The organism is Brevibacterium sediminis (assembly GCF_013623905.1).
Lineage (GTDB): Bacteria > Actinomycetota > Actinomycetes > Actinomycetales > Brevibacteriaceae > Brevibacterium > Brevibacterium sediminis.
The window spans coordinates 223526-238852 of the sequence record NZ_JABKDD010000003.1; the positions used below are offsets into that span (position 1 = coordinate 223526).

Here is a 15327-nt window from a genome sequence, read left to right on the forward strand (position 1 = left end):
TTGCGGGCGCGGCTCAGCTGCCGCGGTAGGTGCTGTAGGCGAAGGGGCTGAGCAGCAGGGGAATGTGATAGTGCTCCTGCCCGGCCTGGACGGTGAAGTCGATGGTGACCACGGGGTGGAAGTGATCGATCTCCCTGGCCGCGAAGTAGTCGCCGGTGCCGAAGACGATCCGGTAGTCCCCCGGCTCGAGGTGGTCGGGGCCGAAGTCGGAGACTCGCCCGTTGTCGTCGGTGCGGGCCGAGACGATGACTTCGGCACCGGAGTAGAGAGTGACCTCGAGGTCGGCGGCGGGGGTGCCGACCATGGAGTCGAGCGCGTGGGCGGTGATGAAGCTCATGAGAGGATCCCTTCGAGTCTCAGTTCGGCGATCTGGATGAGCTGCTGCCCGACCTCGGCGGTCTCATCCTCGTCGGTGTTGTCCATGCGGCGCTGCAGTTCGGAGAGGATCTCCTCAGGGGTGCGACCGGCGGCGCGGATGAGGAAGACGCGGTCGAAGCGGTCTTCGTAGGCGGCGTTGCCCGCGGCCAGCTGGGACTGCACGTCTGCTTCCAAGGTGCCGAGTCCGGCCTGTTCACGGCTCGAATGGGCCGCCTCGGCGCTGTCACCCTTCGCCTTCTCACCGATGCGCGGATGATGGGACATCGCCGCGTCGATCTCGGCGGTGGTCAGCGGTGCGGCGGCGCGGGACGCCGCCTCGGCGGAGTCGAGGTCGGCCAGGGGGCGGGCGTCGACGATCGCGTCGATCCACCGGTCGACGTCGAGGCAGGGACGCAGAATTCCGCGGGCATCATCGGCTGGGAGTCGGTTGAACTCGGCCAGGTCCACGGTGACCTCCTTGGCAGGCGCTGAATGACTTTCACCGTTCGGAATACCATTTCCGAACAACTGCTCCGAGTCTGCTGGGCGTCATCGGCAATGTCAAATTGCTCACACATTTTTGTGGAAACTTTCTTCCGTATAGTGGATACTGTTCGTGTGGCAGCCGCCGCACACCCGGCCATCGACGATGAGGTTGAATGAGTGCATGAGCCTGACAACGACAGATCAGACCCCGTCAATCGTCTGCGCCCCTGACTCATTCAAGGGTTCGGCCTCCGCTCCGGCCGCCGCAGCCGCCATGGCCCGCGGAGCTCGAGCAGTCTTCCCCAGCGCACGAGTCACCGAACTGCCCTTCGCCGACGGCGGGGAGGGCACGCTCGACGCCCTGCTCGCCGTCTGGGGAACCCGGCCGCGCACCGTCGACACGGTCGATGCCTTGGGCAGGACCGCCTCGGCGGACTTCGGCCTCTCCCCCGACGGAAAGACCGCGGTCATCGAGGCGGCCCAAGCCAATGGCCTGCCGCAGGTCTCGGACGTGGAGCTGCGGCCCGAACGCGCCGACACCTATGGTGTCGGGCTCATCGCGACCGCGGCGCTCGACCTCGGCGTCGAGGAGATCCTGCTGTGCATCGGCGGCTCGGCGAGCACGGACGGCGGGACCGGAATACTGGCCGCCCTCGGCGCCCGTTTCACCGATGCCGCAGGTCAGCCGGTCGCGCCGGGCGGAGGCGGCCTGGCCGCGATCGCTGCGGTCGACACCTCGGGGCTGGACCGGCGGGCGACGGCCGTGCGGTGGCGCATCGCCGTCGACGTCGACAATCCCCTCACCGGGCCCCGCGGGGCCGCTGCGGTCTTCGGTCCGCAGAAAGGGGCGGACGCGGACTCGGTGGCCGTGCTCGATTCCGGACTCGCCCACTTGGCCGAGGTGCTCACCGGCACCTCTGCCGAGGCGAAAGACCTGGCGGCGACTCCGGGATTCGGGGCTGCCGGCGGGATTCCGCTGGCGCTGACGACGCTGCTCGGCGCCGAGGTGGTTCCCGGATCGACGATGGTCGCCGAGGCCGTGGGCCTGTCCGAGGCCCTGGCCGGCGCTGATTTCGTGCTCACCGGAGAGGGGTCCTTCGATTCCCAATCCTTGGGCGGGAAAGTCGTCGCGGCCGTGCGGGACCATGCCCCCGCCTCGGCGAGGGTGATCGTCATCGCCGGTCGGGTCGGCCTGACCGCCGCGGAATGCCGGGAAGCCGGGATCACGGCGGCGCTGTCGATCGCACCGGGACCGGCGGACCTCACCACCCTGTCCGAGCGCGCCGAAGCGCTCATCGAGGACACGGCCGCGCAGGCGTGCGCACTCAGCGCGCCGCTGGACGCACCATTTCAACGACGAAAGGACGCACCATGACCACGACCACTCAGACTCAGCTCACCGTCGGAGACATCGCTCCCGACTTCACGCTCACCGACGCCGAGGGGCGGACGGTGTCGAAGGCCGACTATGCCGGACGCAGCGTCATCCTCTACTTCTACCCGAAGGCCGCATCGCCGGGGTGCACAACGGAGGCCTGCGACTTCCGGGACAACCTCTCGGCGCTGGCGGCCGCCGGCTTCGAGGTCCTCGGGGTCTCCCCCGATGACACCGAATCGCTCAAGGAGTTCGCCGCCGAGGAGGGGCTGACCTTCTCGCTGCTCTCCGACCCTGGCGCTGCAGTGGCGAAGGCCTACGGCAGCTATGGACAGAAGACGGTCGGCGAGCACACGTTCCAGGGCACCCAGCGCTCGACCTTCGTCATCGGCGCCGACGGCACGCTCACCCACGCCGAGTACAACGTCGACGCCCGCGGCCACGTGGCCCGCCTCCGCACCCAGCTCCTCCCCTAATTGCTACCTGGCGGCGGCGGTGCCACCTCGCGCGAGGTGGCACCGCCGCCGCCACCTGCGTCTGGGAGCGTTTCCGGGCACTCAGTTCGTGCGCAGACGGGTGGCGAGCTCTCCGAGGATCCGCTCGAACGGAGCCGCGCGGAAGAGATCGCCGTATGTGAGCCGGATGATCGTGTACCCCCTGGCTTCGAGTGCGGCCTGACGCGCCTTCTCCGCGGCGATGCTCTCTTCCGGCGAACGTCCATTCATCGTGTACTTCTCCACGCCGTCGATCTCGATGATCAGACGGGCATCGTGATTGCAGAAGTCGACTCGGGCGACAACGCCTCCGGAGTGGTCGAAGAATTCGACTTGCGGTTCGAAGCCGATGATTCCGTGTTCGAAGAAGCGCACTGCTGCGATCGACTCCGACGGGGCTTCGCGCCTGCCATCAGTGAGGTCGAGGGCGCGCAGCACCGCCGCGTCCCCGCGTAGTTCGGGGCATTCGGCCAGCACAGCCTCGATGCGGAATCGCGCGGTGCGGCGTCGGCGGATCACCTCGTCAAGCATCGGCACCGACATATCGGGTCCGTAGTCGCGGGCGACGTCGATGAGCGTCCGTTCCATCGTCGTCACCGCATAGATGCCGACCATCTGGCGATGTGGTGACGGAACCTCTCTGTCCCGGACATAGAGGTGCTTGTACTTGCGGCTGATGTTGGGACGCAGCACCTCCACCCTGGACTCGGCCGGATAGGCGATCGGGAGGCCGTGGATGAGCGCCGCCGACAGATGCGAGAAGACCTCACGCCCCTTCGACACTCGCCACCGTCCAGAAGCGGTGTGGATCTTCTCAGCACGAGTCCGGATGAGTACGCGAAGACGCTCGATCTCATCACGCATGTCGCCGTGGTGGCCGAACTCCTCGAAGTCCTCTTCACTCAGTGCCGACCAGATCGGCTCATGTCGCGCGTCCGTGCAGGAGCCGGTGGCCACATACCGTCCTCGCGCTACGCGTTCGAGGCAGCACTTCTCCCCGCGCCGAATCTCGTCTTTGGTGAACCCGAGCCGATAGAGCTTCTGCGTCGTCATACTTAAGTACATGACACCAAACTGCACTCTTGACCTTCAAAAGACAATAACCGAGAGCAATCTGTGGATAACTTCTCCCCACAACTACCTGACGGCGGCCGTGCCACCTCGCGCGAGGTGGCACGGCCGCCGTCAGGTAGTAAATCAGCGGGCTTTGAGGAGGCGGCCTCCCGGGGTCTCGAAGTCGACCGGGGCCCCGCGCAGCACCGTCTGCGTGACCCGACCGCGGACGGTGCGGGTGTCGTACGCGCTGATCTGGTTGCGATGCCAGAGCTCCGTCGCCCGCACGGTCCACTCGTCGTCGGGGGCGAAGACGGCGAAGTCCGCGTCATTGCCTTCGGCGATCGAACCCTTGCCTTCGACCCGAGCCACGGCCGCCGGTGCCGCGGACATCCAGCGGACCACCTCGGCGAGCTCGATTCCGCGCTTCGCTGCTTCGGTCCACACGAGCGAGAGTCCCAGCTGCAGCGACGAGATCCCACCCCACGCCGCACCGAAGTCGCCCGTGTCGAGCAGCTTGAGCTCGGCCGTCGAGGGCGAATGGTCGGAGACGATGCAGTCGATCGTGCCGTCGATGAGGCCCTGCCACAGCGCCTCCCGGTTCGATTCCTCGCGGATCGGCGGGCAGCACTTGTGCGTGGTCGCCCCGTCCGGGATCTCCTCGGCAGTGAAGACGAGGTAGTGCGGGCAGGTCTCGACGGTGAGCTTGACCCCTTCAGCCTTGGCCGCAGCGATCTGATCGAGCGCATCCGCCGAGGACAGGTGCAGGATGTGCGCCCGGGCACCGGTCTCCCGAGCAGCGTCGATGACGCGGGCGATCGCGACGTTCTCGGCCTCGCGGGGGCGCGTGGCGAGGAAGTCAGCGAACCTCGGACCCGAGTTCTTCGGTGCCGAGGTCATCACCTCGTGATCCTCGGCATGGACGATGAGCATTCCGTCGAAGGAGGCGATCTCGGCCATGTCCGCCGTCATCTCCGCCGGTTCCAGCGGCGGGAACTCCTCGACGCCGGAGTCCTCGAGGAAGCATTTGAACCCGTAGACGCCGGCCTCATGCAGGGGGCGCAGATCCGCGGTGTTGCCGGGGATCGCCCCGCCCCAGAAGCCGACGTCGACGAAGGCCTTGGGCTCGGCGACCGCCCGTTTCGTCTCCAGAGCTGCGACGTCGACCGTCGGTGGCAGCGAGTTCAGCGGCATGTCGACGATCGTCGTCACTCCCCCGGCCGCGGCCGCGCGGGTGGCGCTGGCGAAGCCCTCCCATTCGGCGCGACCGGGATCGTTGACGTGGACGTGGGAGTCGACGAGACCGGGCAGCAGCACCTGATCATCCGCGATCTCGATGACTTTCACCTCCGCCGAGGCGGCTGTGCCCAGATCCTGTCCACCGCGGGCGATCTCGGCGATCCTCCCGTCCCTGACCCCGATCGTCACCAGTTCGATGCCCTCCGGCAGCAGAGCCTTCTCGGCATGGATGATCAGGTCGAAGTCGGCGTCGTTGCTCATGTTCCTCCTCGGTCGCCCGCCCCTGGGGGCCGGTGGATTCAGTTTCGGTATACCGTTCTAGCCTACTCGGCTCGGGCGGTTCGGCCCAGCCCCCCGGCGGGTTGGACCCTGCCTATTTCGCTGCAGCCAGTTCGCCCATCGGGCTCAGCGCCGTCGGAGCGTCGGCCGGGGTCTGGGCGAGCGTCTCGAACTCGTTGATCTGATCGAGGGCGGTTCCCATCGAGATGTTCGTGACGCGCTCGAGGATGACCTCGACGACCACGGGCACCTGGTGTTCGTCCATGAGCTCCTTGGCCACGCGCAGGCCTTCGCCGATGAGTTCGGGGTCCTCGACCCGCAGCGCCTTGCACCCGAGCCCCTGGGCGACGGCCACATGGTCGACTCCGTAACCGGACGATGCGGAACCGGCGGTGTTGATGTTCTCGAATGCCAGCGACACCTCATAGTCCATCTCGAATCCGCACTGGGACTGGCGGATGAGACCGAGGTAGGAGTTGTTGACGACGACGTGGACATAGGGGATCTGGTGCTGCGCACCGACGGCGAGCTCTTCGATCATGAACTGGAAGTCGTAGTCGCCCGACAGCGCCACGACGGTCTCGCCGGGCTTGCCCTTGGCCACACCGAGCGCGGCCGGTCCGGTCCAGCCCAGGGGTCCGGCCTGTCCCGCGTTGATCCAGTGCCGAGGTCGGTAGACGTGCAGCATCTGGGCGCCGGCGATCTGGCTGAGCCCGATCGTCGAGACGTAGGTGACGTCGCGGCCGAAGGCCTGGTTCATCTCCTGGTAGACACGCTGGGGTTTGATCGGCACCTCGGTGAAGTTCGTCTTCCGGTGCTCGGTCGACTTCCGTGCCGTGCATTCGCCGGCCCAACCGGTGAAGTCCGGCAGCCCGCCCGACCGAGAGCGTGCGGCAGCCAGCAGTGCGTCGAGGGCGGCTCCGGCGTCGGAAGCGACCCCGTAGTCGGGGGCGAAGACGCGTCCGATCTGGGTGGGTTCGATGTCGATGTGGACGAACTTCCGACCCTTGCGGTACACGTCCAGATTCCCGGTGTGGCGATTGGCCCAGCGGTTGCCGATGCCGATGACGAGATCGGATTCGAGGAAGGACGCATTGCCGTAGCGCACATGCGTCTGGATTCCGACCATGCCCGCGGCCAACGGGTGGTCATCGGGGATCGCACCCCAGCCCATGAGGGTCGGCGAGACCGGGATGGAGGTGAGTTCGGCGAATTCGACGAGCCTGGCGGCGGCGTCGGCGTTGATGATTCCACCGCCGGCGATGATGATCGGGTGCTCCGCCTCGGCGATGAGGTCGAGGATCTTCTCCGCCTGCGTCGCGGTGGCCGCGGGCTTCGCCGGGGCCAGCGGTTCGTAGGTGTCGATGTCGAATTCGATCTCGGTCTGCTGCACGTCGATGGGCAGGTCGATGAGCACGGGTCCGGGACGGGCAGAGCGCATGAGCTGGAACGCGGTCTGGAAGACACCGGGCACCTGCCCGGCTTCGAGCACCGTCTTGGCCATCTTCGTCACGGGCTTCGCGATCGAGGCGATGTCGACGGCCTGGAAGTCCTCCTTGTCGAGCACGGCGACGGGTGCCTGGCCGGTGATGCACAGGATCGGCTGGGAGTCTGCGGCCGCGGCGTAGAGGCCGGTGATCATGTCGGTGCCTGCCGGGCCCGAGGTGCCCAGGCAGACTCCGATGTTGCCCGGTGCCGAACGGGTGTATCCGTCGGCCATGTGGGAGGCTCCCTCGACGTGCCGGGCGAGGGTGTGGCGGATTCCGCCGTGGGCCTTCATCGCCGAGTAGAGCGGGTTGATCGCCGCCCCCGGCAGCCCGAAGGTCTCGGTGGCACCTTCCTTCTCGAGGATGAGCACAACGGCGTCGACTGCGCGCATGCGTGTCATTGTTCGTCCTTTGTTCGTGAGCCGGCGACGACGCTGTCGCCGGCTCGGTTCATGGTTGGGCGGGACCGTTGGTGTCGTTGGGCCGACGACCCCGCCCGGCTGGTGTGGCCTCGCCGAGGCGGTCGTTCAGTTCTCGTTCTTGCCTGAGAGGGCTTCGATGACGGTGAAGAGGCCCGAGTGATCGAGTCCTCCGTTGCCCTGCTGCACTGTTGCGGCGACGAGCTGGGCGACCGTGGCGCCGAGCGGGATCGCGACTCCGGCCTCGCGGGCGGCGGCGGTGACGATGCCCATGTCCTTGTGGTGGAGTTCGAGCCGGAATCCGGGGTCGAAGGAGCGGTCGAGCATCTTCTGCCCCTTCTGGTCGAGCACCTTGGATCCGGCCAGACCGCCGCCGAGGACCTGCAGGGCCGCACCTGTTTCGACTCCATAGGCTTCGAGGAAGACGACGGCCTCGGCGAGGAGTCCGATATTGCCGGCGACCATGAGCTGGTTCGCGGCCTTGACGGTCTGGCCGGCTCCCGAGGGGCCGACGAGGACGATGGTCTTGCCGACGGCGTCGAAGACATCGGATACGGCGTCGAAGTCGGCCTGGTCGCCGCCGATCATGACGGAGAGGACACCGTCGATGGCTCCGGGCTCCCCTCCGGAGACGGGGGCATCGAGCGGTTTGAGGCCGGCGGTCTTGGCCTGTTCGGCCAGGTCCTTCGCGACGTCGGGGCGGATGGTGGAGAAGTCGATCCAGGTGGCCCCGGCGGACGCGTGGGCGAGGATTCCGTCGTCGCCGGTGAGCACGGCTTCGACGTCGGGTGAGTCGGGAACCATGGTGATGATGACGTCGGCCCCGTCCACCGCCTCAGCGATGGTGGCGGCGGCACTGCCTCCCGCCTCGGCGAGGGCGTCGGCCTTGGCCGGGGTGCGGTTGAAGCCGCGGACGTCGAATCCGGCGTTGACGAGGTTCTTGGCCATGGGCAGGCCCATGATGCCGAGTCCGATGAAAGCGATGGTCTTGGACATGGTGGGGGTTTCCTTCGAGTCGTCGGTGGTGATGTTCAGGCGGTCTGGGCGGCGCGGTCGAGCCAGTCGAAGGCGGTCGCGCGGTCCTGTTTGTATTCGAGCGCCACGGCTCCGGTGTAGCCGAGCTCGTAGGCGCGGTCGATCCACTGGCGCAGCGGCAGCGACCCGGTTCCCGGTGCCCCGCGGCCGTCGGCGTCGGCGATCTGGATGTGGCCGAAGTTCGCGGCTTCGGCTTCGATGACGACCGCGACGTCGTCGCCGTTGACGTGCATGTGGTAGAAGTCGGCGAGCACGGCGATGTTCTCGGGTCCGTCGGCGCGGACCTGGGCGACCACCTCGGCGGCGTCGGCGTAGCGCTTGAGCGGGTAGGCCTCGGCTCCGGAGACGGGTTCGACGAGGACGGATCCGCCGATTTCGGCGACCTTGCCGGCGGCCAGCGCCAGGTTGGCGGCGGCGGTGGCGTCCTGAGCGGCCGGGTCCTGTCCGTCGGTGCGCAGACCGTAGAGCGCGTTGAAGGCGCGGCAGCCGGTGCGGCGGCCGATGTCGACGACGATGTCGACGTTCTTCGCGAAGTCCTCTTCGGCGCCGATGATCGAGACCATTCCGCGATCGCCTGCTGCCATGTTTCCGGCCCAGAAGTTCAGGCCTTTGAAGGCGACGCCTGCGGATTCGAGGGAGGCGATGAACTCATCGACCTCCGCCGAGGTGGGGCTCGGGTTCCCGTCGAAGGGCCACCAGAATTCGACGTCGTCGAAACCGGCGTCCTTCGCGGCCTGCGCGCGCTCGAGAACGGGCAGTTCGGTGAGCAGGGTCGAGCAGTTGAGGACGTAGCTGCCAGGTGAAGTGAAGTTCTGGGACATGGAGCTCTCCTTTGAGTTGCCGCTGTTTTCCGTATTGTGGAAGTGTGTTTCCATTCCGTGAAATCAGCATAAGTCGCCCTTGGAGCTCCCGTCAAGACCTGTCCCCCAGAACTACCTGACGGCGGCCCAGCAACCTCGCGCGAGGTTGCTGGGCCGCCGTCAGGTAGCAATTAGGGGTGGAGGGAGACGCCGTCGACCCAGACGTCCGCGATGTCGCCCGGGGTGCCCATGGCGAAGATCTTCGCCAAGGCGTCGCCGTCGTCGGCGGCGTGGCGGATGCCGACGTCCAAGGGCTGGCCCTCGGCCGGGCGGATGAGCACGGCGTCGAAGCGCTTGCCCTCGCCGAGCACCCCGACCTCATCGAGCTCGAGCGCCTCGGCGCCGGCAGAGGTCGCCAGGTGCAGCAGATGCGCAGAGGTCAGCGCCACTCCCCCGGCCGGGTCGAGCTGCTGCATGAAGTATGACTGCACGCCCTCCTTGAGCAGGTTGAACCCGGTGCCCGCTCCGACGTCCGAACCCAGTGCCACCCGGACGCCGGCCTCGACATGCCGACGCAGCGGGAAGAAGCCGCTGGCCAGAGCCGAGTTCGAGGTCGGGCAGTGCGCGGCCACGGACCCGGCCTCAGCCATCCGTGCCAATTCCCGATCCTGCGGGTGGACGTTGTGCGCGAGCACTGTGCGCCGACCGACGAGTCCCGCCCGGTCGTACGTATCGAGATAATCACGGGCATCCGGGTGGATCTGCGCGACCCCGGAGATCTCATCGACGTTCTCGTTCAGGTGCGAGGTCACCCAGACGCCCGGGTTCTCCTCCACGAGGCGGCCGCCGGCAGCCAGCAGCTCCGGTCCCGCAGAGAACGAGAATCGCGGGGTCACCGCGTAGCGCAGTCGTCCCTTGCCGTGCCACCGGTCGATGAGCGCTTGGCTCTCCTCGGTCGAACGCTCCACGTCGGTGAGCAGCGCATCGGGCAGGTTCCGGTCGCTCGTCACCAGCCCGGAGGTGATCCGCAGCCCCGATGCTGAAGCGGCGGCGAAGAAGGTGTCCATGGCGCCCGCGAAGTGCGAACCGAAGACCATCGCCGAGGTGGTCCCCGCCGAGATCAGTCCCGTAAGGAATTCACCGGCCACCGCCTTCGCGTAGGCGGGGTCTCCGAGCTTCGCCTCTTCGGGCAGGGCGCACTGGTCGAGCCAGTCGAGCAGCGGCCGCCCGAGATGGCCGATGGCCCTGACCTGCGGCAGATGGACGTGGGTGTCGATGAGTCCGGGGATGAGCACACCGTCGCGGAGGTCGACGACTTGCGCCTCGGGGTGCGCTGCCCGGGCGGAGTCGAAGTCGGTGCGGGAGGTGATGAGTCCGTCGTCGACGACGAGGGCGACATCGGCCGCCGAACGCAGCCGGCCGCCGGTGAATGGGTTGTCCGGCGTATCGAAGACGCGGGCACGGTAGATGACCACAGTGGTTCTCCTTGAGTCAGTGGTGGTGAAAGTCAGTGGTGGTGAAGAGTCAGGCCATGCGGCCGAGCAGATCCGCGGCGACGCTCACGGCGATCGTCGCGGGTGCATTGCCGGGCAGGTCGGGCAGTCCGATGGGGCACCGGATGGCGTCGATGACCTCGGGCGCGAAGCCTTCGGAGGCGAGGTTCTTGCGGAAGCGCTGCCATTTCGCGTTCGAGCCGATGAGCCCGACCGATCCGAGGTCGCCGCGGGTCAGCGCCGCGGAGCACAGGTGCAGGTCCTCGGCATGGTCATGGGTCATGATGACCACGTGCGCTCCGGCCGGCAGCTCCGTGATCACCTCTTCCCCGACGACAGCGAATTCGCGGCGGATCCGCGCCACCGGCTCCTCCAACTCATCGAGAGCTTCGAGCTGTTCCGGCCGTGAATCGGACACGGTCAGGTCGAGATCGTGGCGGGCGAGGATCCGGGTGAGCTCGAGTCCGATGTTGCCGATCCCGAAGATCGCCACCGAGGCGGGCACGGGCAGGGGTTCGAAGAGCATGGTGACCTCTCCGCCGCAGCATTGGCGACCGTATTTGGCCGGAGCCTTGTCGTTGAGCCGCAGAGTGAGCATCTCCGGAGCCGTCTGCCCCTCGGAGAGCAGCTCCCGGGCACGGGTGAGGGCCGTCATCTCGAGATTGCCCCCGCCGATGGTCCCGAACAGGGCATCAGCGGTGGCGATCATCTTCGCTCCCGCCTCGCGCGGGGCATGCCCGCGCACCGCAGCGAGAGTGACGAGGACAGCCGGCACCCGAGCTGCGCGAAGCTCGGCTGCGGTGTCCATCCAGGTCATGACGGAACTCGTTGTCCTTCCCTCGCCGAGGCGGCCGCCCCCGAGTCCTGCCCGCGGGCTTCTTCGATCGCCCAGAACACCGCTTCCGGTGTGGCCGGGGACGCGAGGTCGACGCTGTGGCCGGGTCGCGCGAAGGCACCGACGGCCTCGCGCAGGGCTTCGCGGACGGAGAAGGCGAGCATGAGCGGGGGTTCGCCCACGGCCTTCGACCCGTACACGGCTCCTTCTTCATGTGCTTTGTCGAGGAAGGCGACGTTGAAGATCTCGGGGACTTCGGAGAAGCTCGGAATCTTGTATGTGCTCGCTGCCTGAGTGGCCAGGCGGCCGCGGCTCGGCTTGTCCGATTCGTCCCAGCGCAGGTCCTCCAGGGTCAGCCAGCCGGCGCCCTGGATGAAGCCGCCCTCGATCTGTCCGAGGTCGAGCAGCGGTGACAGGGAGTCTCCCACGTCGTGGACGATGTCGACGCGGCGCAGGGTGTAGGAGCCGTCGAAACGGTTGACTTCGACTTCGGACGCCGCGGCCCCGTAGGCGAAGTACTTGAACGGTTCGCCGCGCATCTGCGAGAGGTTCCAGTGCAGTCCCTCGGTGCGGTAGAAACCTGAGGCCGAGAGCTGGATGCGCTGGAAGTACGCGGTGTTGATGAGCTCTTCCCAGGTCACCGTCTTCGGTGAGGACAGCGCGGAGACGATTCCCCGCGAGATCTCCACCTCATGGGCGGGCGCCCCGAGGATGCCCGCGGCCACCTGCCGCAGCCGATCAAGGATCTGGTCGCAGGCGTTCTTCACCGCTCCGCCGTTGAGGTCGGATCCGGAGCTCGCCGCCGTCGCCGAGGTGTTGGGCACCTTGTCCGTGCGCGTCGGCGCCAGACGCACCGTCGACAGGGGCACGCCGAGGGTGGTGGCCGCGACCTGCAGCATCTTCTGATGCAGCCCCTGCCCCATTTCGGTGCCGCCGTGGGTGACGAGGACGGAGCCGTCCTTGTACACGAGCACGAGCGCCCCGCCCTGGTTGAATGCGGTGAGGTTGAACGAGATGCCGAACTTCACCGGGGTGATCGCCAGACCGCGTTTGATGTGCTCACTGCCCGCGTTGAATGCCTCGATCTCAGCCTCGCGGGCTTCCAGATCGGATTGGGAGATGAGCTGGTCCCAGCACGCCCCGATCCGCTCGGGATGACGCACCGGCTGATAGTAGGGAGTGTCCTGACCTTGCGCGTAGAAGTTCCGGCGGCGCAGCTCGCGGGCGCTGAGTCCCAGCTGCGGGGCGACACGGCCGATGATGTCTTCCATGACGAGCATGCCCTGTGGGCCGCCGAATCCGCGGAACGCCGTCTGCGAGGTCTTATTGCATTTGGCGATGCGGCCGGTGACCCGGATGTTGGGCACCCAGTAGGCGTTGTCGATATGGCACATGGCGCGGGTGAGCACCGGTTCGGAGAGGTCGAGGCTCCACCCGCCGTCCGCGGTCAGCGTCGCATCGAGGGCGAGGATCTTCCCCTCCTCGGTGAATCCGATCTTCCAGGACGAGTGGAAGCCGTGCCGTTTGCCGGTCATGGTGATATCGCGGGTGCGGTCGAGACGCAGCCGCACCGGCCTGCCGGTGAGCTTCGCACCGAGCGCGGCCAGGGCCGCGTAGCCGTGGGGCTGCATCTCCTTGCCGCCGAAGCCGCCGCCCATGCGCAGGCACTGCACGGTCACCTCGTGGGCGGGAACTCCGAGGACGTGGGAGACGATGTCCTGAGTCTCGGTGGGATGCTGGGTCGAGGACTGGATGAAGACCTGTTCGTTCTCGTCCACATGCGCCAGGCAGGCCTGCGTCTCGAGGTAGAAGTGCTCCTGACCGGCGAACTCGAATTCGCCTTCGAAGACATGAGCGGCATCGGCGAACGCGGAGTCGACTTCGCCCTTGTCGATCGACAAGGGCTTGCCGTGGTAGCTGTCGGCGGCGATGGCATCGCGCACGGTCACCAGCGACGGCAGTTCCTCTACCTCGGCGGTGACGGCCGCAGCGCCTTCCTTCGCGGCTTCGAGATCCTCGGCGAGGACCCAGGCCAGGGGCTGGCCGAAGAACATGATCTCGTCGACCGGCAGCATCGGCTCATCGTGCTTGACGCCCTGATCGTTGACGCCGGGGATATCGGCGGCGGTGATGACCTTGACGACTCCGGGCACCGCATAGGCGGGTTCGATATCGATGGCGCCGAGGCGGCCGTGCGCGGTCGTCGACTGCACGGGGAAGGCGTGGAGGACCCCGGTGAGGCGTCCGACGAGGTCATCGGTGTAGAGCGCGGTACCGGTGACGTGACCGAAGGCGCTTTCATGGTGGTGGCGTTCGCCGACGACCGGGTCGGCGGGGCGCTGGGAGAGCTGGCTCATCACTTGACCTCCTTGCTGGTCACGGCCGGGTGGCCGAGCTGCTCGGCGTAGAAGCGTTCGAGGGAGGACCGCAGCATCGCGGTCCGGTATTTCGCACTCGCCCGGTGGTCGTCCATCGGGGTGCCTTCGGCGGCGAGGGTCTCGGCCGCCTGGTGCACGGTCTCCAATGTCCATGGCCGGCCTTCGAGGAGGGCTTCGGTGGCGGTGGCGCGCAGCGGGGTGGCGGCGACTCCACCGAGGCCGATCCGGGCCTTGGCGATCAATCCGTCCTGGATGTCGACGGCGTAGCCGATCGCCACCGAGGAGATATCGTCGAAACGGCGCTTGGCGATCTTCTGGAACGACGTCAGCGGGGACAGCGGCAGCGGGATGCGGATGGCGGTGATGAGTTCATCGGACTCCCGCACCGTCTGCCGGTATCCGGTGAAGTAGTCGGCCAGCGCCACGGTCCGGGATCCGCGCACCGAGGTGAGCACGAGCTCGGCCTCCAGCGCCAACAGAGCCGGCGGTGTGTCGCCGATAGGCGAACCGGTGCCGAGGTTGCCGCCGATGGTCGCCCCATTGCGGATGAGGCGGGAGGCGAACTGTGGGAACAGCTTGCCCAGCAGCGGAATGTCTCCGGCGAGCTCACGTTCGAGTTCGGACAGGGTGCGGGAGGCGCCGAGTTCGACGAACGACTCGGTCCGGCGGATTCCGCGCATCTCCTCGAGCCGGTCGACGGCGAGGATGTTCTTACCGCGTGCTCCCTTGATGTTGACCTCGACGCCCCAGTCGGTGGCCCCGGCCACGACGGTGGCCTCGGGATCCTGGCTGAGGATGGAGGTCGCCTCGGCGAGGGTGGCGGGACGACGGTAGCGCCCGATCTTTCCCGTGGCGGTGTCGGCTCGCTGGTAGTCGGTGGCTCGAGCCGAAGGGGCGGGGCGGTCACGGCGGGCGGCCAGCGCATCGTCGGCTGCGGGCTGTCCCAGCGCATTCGCGGCATCGCGGATGGGGCGGTAGCCGGTGCAGCGGCACAGATTGCCCGACAGGGAGTGGAGGTCGAAGCCGTCCTCGCAGCGGTCGGGCCGGTAGTATTCGGCGGCCATCGAGGAGATGAAGCCGGGGGTGCAGTATCCGCATTGGGATCCGCCGCGCACGGCCATCTCTTCCTGGACGGGGTGGACGGTGTCTCCGTCGGCCAGACCTTCGGAGGTCACGACCTCTCCCCCGTCGAGGGCTGCTGCCGGCAGCAGGCAGGAGTTCACCGAGGTCCAGCGGGTTCCGCCGGATTCATCGGGGCGGGCGACCATGATCGCGCAGGCCCCGCATTCGCCTTCGGCGCAGCCTTCCTTCGCTCCGGTCAGACCCTGACCGCGCAGGAAGTCCAGCGCATTCGTATGGGGTGGGCCGTCGAACTCACGAACGGTCCCGTTGATTGTCACTTCGGCAGTTGACTGGTCCGTTGTCGCTGCGGACATCGCACTTCACACCTCCCGCGCCTCTCCACTGAGGCGCACAGTGCATGGTTGGAACAATTTGCTTCGTTCTTCGAGCCTCTGGTTATCCATGCGAACAGCGCAGAAGAACGCGGAAGAGGGGACTGGACGTCCCCGCAAGTCAAGCCCCGTGGGCGATCTGA

The 15327-nt window shown here is 67.4% G+C and carries 13 protein-coding genes; 2 read left to right on the forward strand and 11 right to left on the reverse strand.

Annotated features, from left to right (window positions below; all coding sequences use genetic code 11):
• Positions 1–13: 13 nt before the first annotated feature.
• The gene (uraH, locus tag HK108_RS07140; RefSeq protein WP_181270990.1) at positions 14–337 is read right to left on the reverse strand and encodes a hydroxyisourate hydrolase; all 324 of its coding nucleotides are present in this window, start codon (positions 335–337) and stop codon (positions 14–16) included.
• Complete coding sequence (uraD, locus tag HK108_RS07145; RefSeq protein ID WP_139469311.1) at positions 334–825, reverse strand: 2-oxo-4-hydroxy-4-carboxy-5-ureidoimidazoline decarboxylase; 492 nt, start codon at positions 823–825, stop codon at positions 334–336. Before uraD ends, uraH begins: the two co-directional genes overlap by 4 nt.
• Before the next feature lie 199 nt (positions 826–1024).
• Here uraD and HK108_RS07150 point away from each other — a divergent pair, with 199 nt between their 5' ends.
• Both HK108_RS07150 and bcp read left to right on the forward strand, forming a co-directional pair.
• Positions 1025–2218: a glycerate kinase gene (locus HK108_RS07150; protein ID WP_139469309.1), complete on the forward strand. Its 1194-nt coding sequence runs from the start codon at positions 1025–1027 to the stop codon at positions 2216–2218.
• A complete protein-coding gene (gene bcp / locus HK108_RS07155) occupies positions 2215–2694 on the forward strand; it encodes a thioredoxin-dependent thiol peroxidase (RefSeq protein WP_139469307.1) in 480 nt (159 codons plus the stop codon). Before HK108_RS07150 ends, bcp begins: the two co-directional genes overlap by 4 nt.
• Positions 2695–2775: 81 nt before the next feature.
• On the opposite strand, the gene HK108_RS07160 is transcribed toward bcp, so the two are convergent.
• From HK108_RS07160 to HK108_RS07200, 9 genes are all read right to left on the reverse strand, one after another.
• Entirely contained in the window at positions 2776–3765 is a 990-nt protein-coding gene (locus HK108_RS07160) for a DUF559 domain-containing protein (RefSeq protein WP_181270991.1), read from the reverse strand.
• A gap of 144 nt (positions 3766–3909) precedes the next feature.
• Positions 3910–5265: an allantoinase AllB gene (gene allB, locus HK108_RS07165; RefSeq protein WP_181270992.1), complete on the reverse strand. Its 1356-nt coding sequence runs from the start codon at positions 5263–5265 to the stop codon at positions 3910–3912.
• 112 nt (positions 5266–5377) lie between these two features.
• Positions 5378–7171, reverse strand: a complete 1794-nt coding sequence (gene gcl, locus HK108_RS07170; protein WP_181270993.1) for a glyoxylate carboligase — start codon at positions 7169–7171, stop codon at positions 5378–5380.
• A 126-nt stretch (positions 7172–7297) separates the two neighbouring features.
• A complete protein-coding gene (locus HK108_RS07175; RefSeq protein ID WP_181270994.1) occupies positions 7298–8185 on the reverse strand; it encodes a 2-hydroxy-3-oxopropionate reductase in 888 nt (295 codons plus the stop codon).
• A gap of 35 nt (positions 8186–8220) precedes the next feature.
• Complete coding sequence (locus tag HK108_RS07180) at positions 8221–9045, reverse strand: hydroxypyruvate isomerase family protein (RefSeq protein WP_181270995.1); 825 nt, start codon at positions 9043–9045, stop codon at positions 8221–8223.
• Positions 9046–9215: 170 nt separating this feature from the next.
• Positions 9216–10499, reverse strand: coding sequence for a guanine deaminase (gene guaD, locus HK108_RS07185; protein WP_139469298.1), 1284 nt, complete (start codon positions 10497–10499; stop codon positions 9216–9218).
• Positions 10500–10548: 49 nt separating this feature from the next.
• Entirely contained in the window at positions 10549–11334 is a 786-nt protein-coding gene (gene xdhC / locus HK108_RS07190; RefSeq protein ID WP_181270996.1) for a xanthine dehydrogenase accessory protein XdhC, read from the reverse strand.
• Positions 11331–13709: a xanthine dehydrogenase molybdopterin binding subunit gene (xdhB, locus tag HK108_RS07195; RefSeq protein ID WP_139469296.1), complete on the reverse strand. Its 2379-nt coding sequence runs from the start codon at positions 13707–13709 to the stop codon at positions 11331–11333. The genes xdhC and xdhB overlap by 4 nt, the downstream gene beginning before the upstream one ends.
• Positions 13709–15166 carry a xanthine dehydrogenase small subunit gene (locus HK108_RS07200; RefSeq protein ID WP_139469294.1) on the reverse strand — a complete coding sequence of 486 codons (1458 nt, stop codon included), beginning with the start codon at positions 15164–15166 and terminating at the stop codon, positions 13709–13711. The genes xdhB and HK108_RS07200 overlap by 1 nt, the downstream gene beginning before the upstream one ends.
• Positions 15167–15327 lie beyond the last annotated feature (161 nt).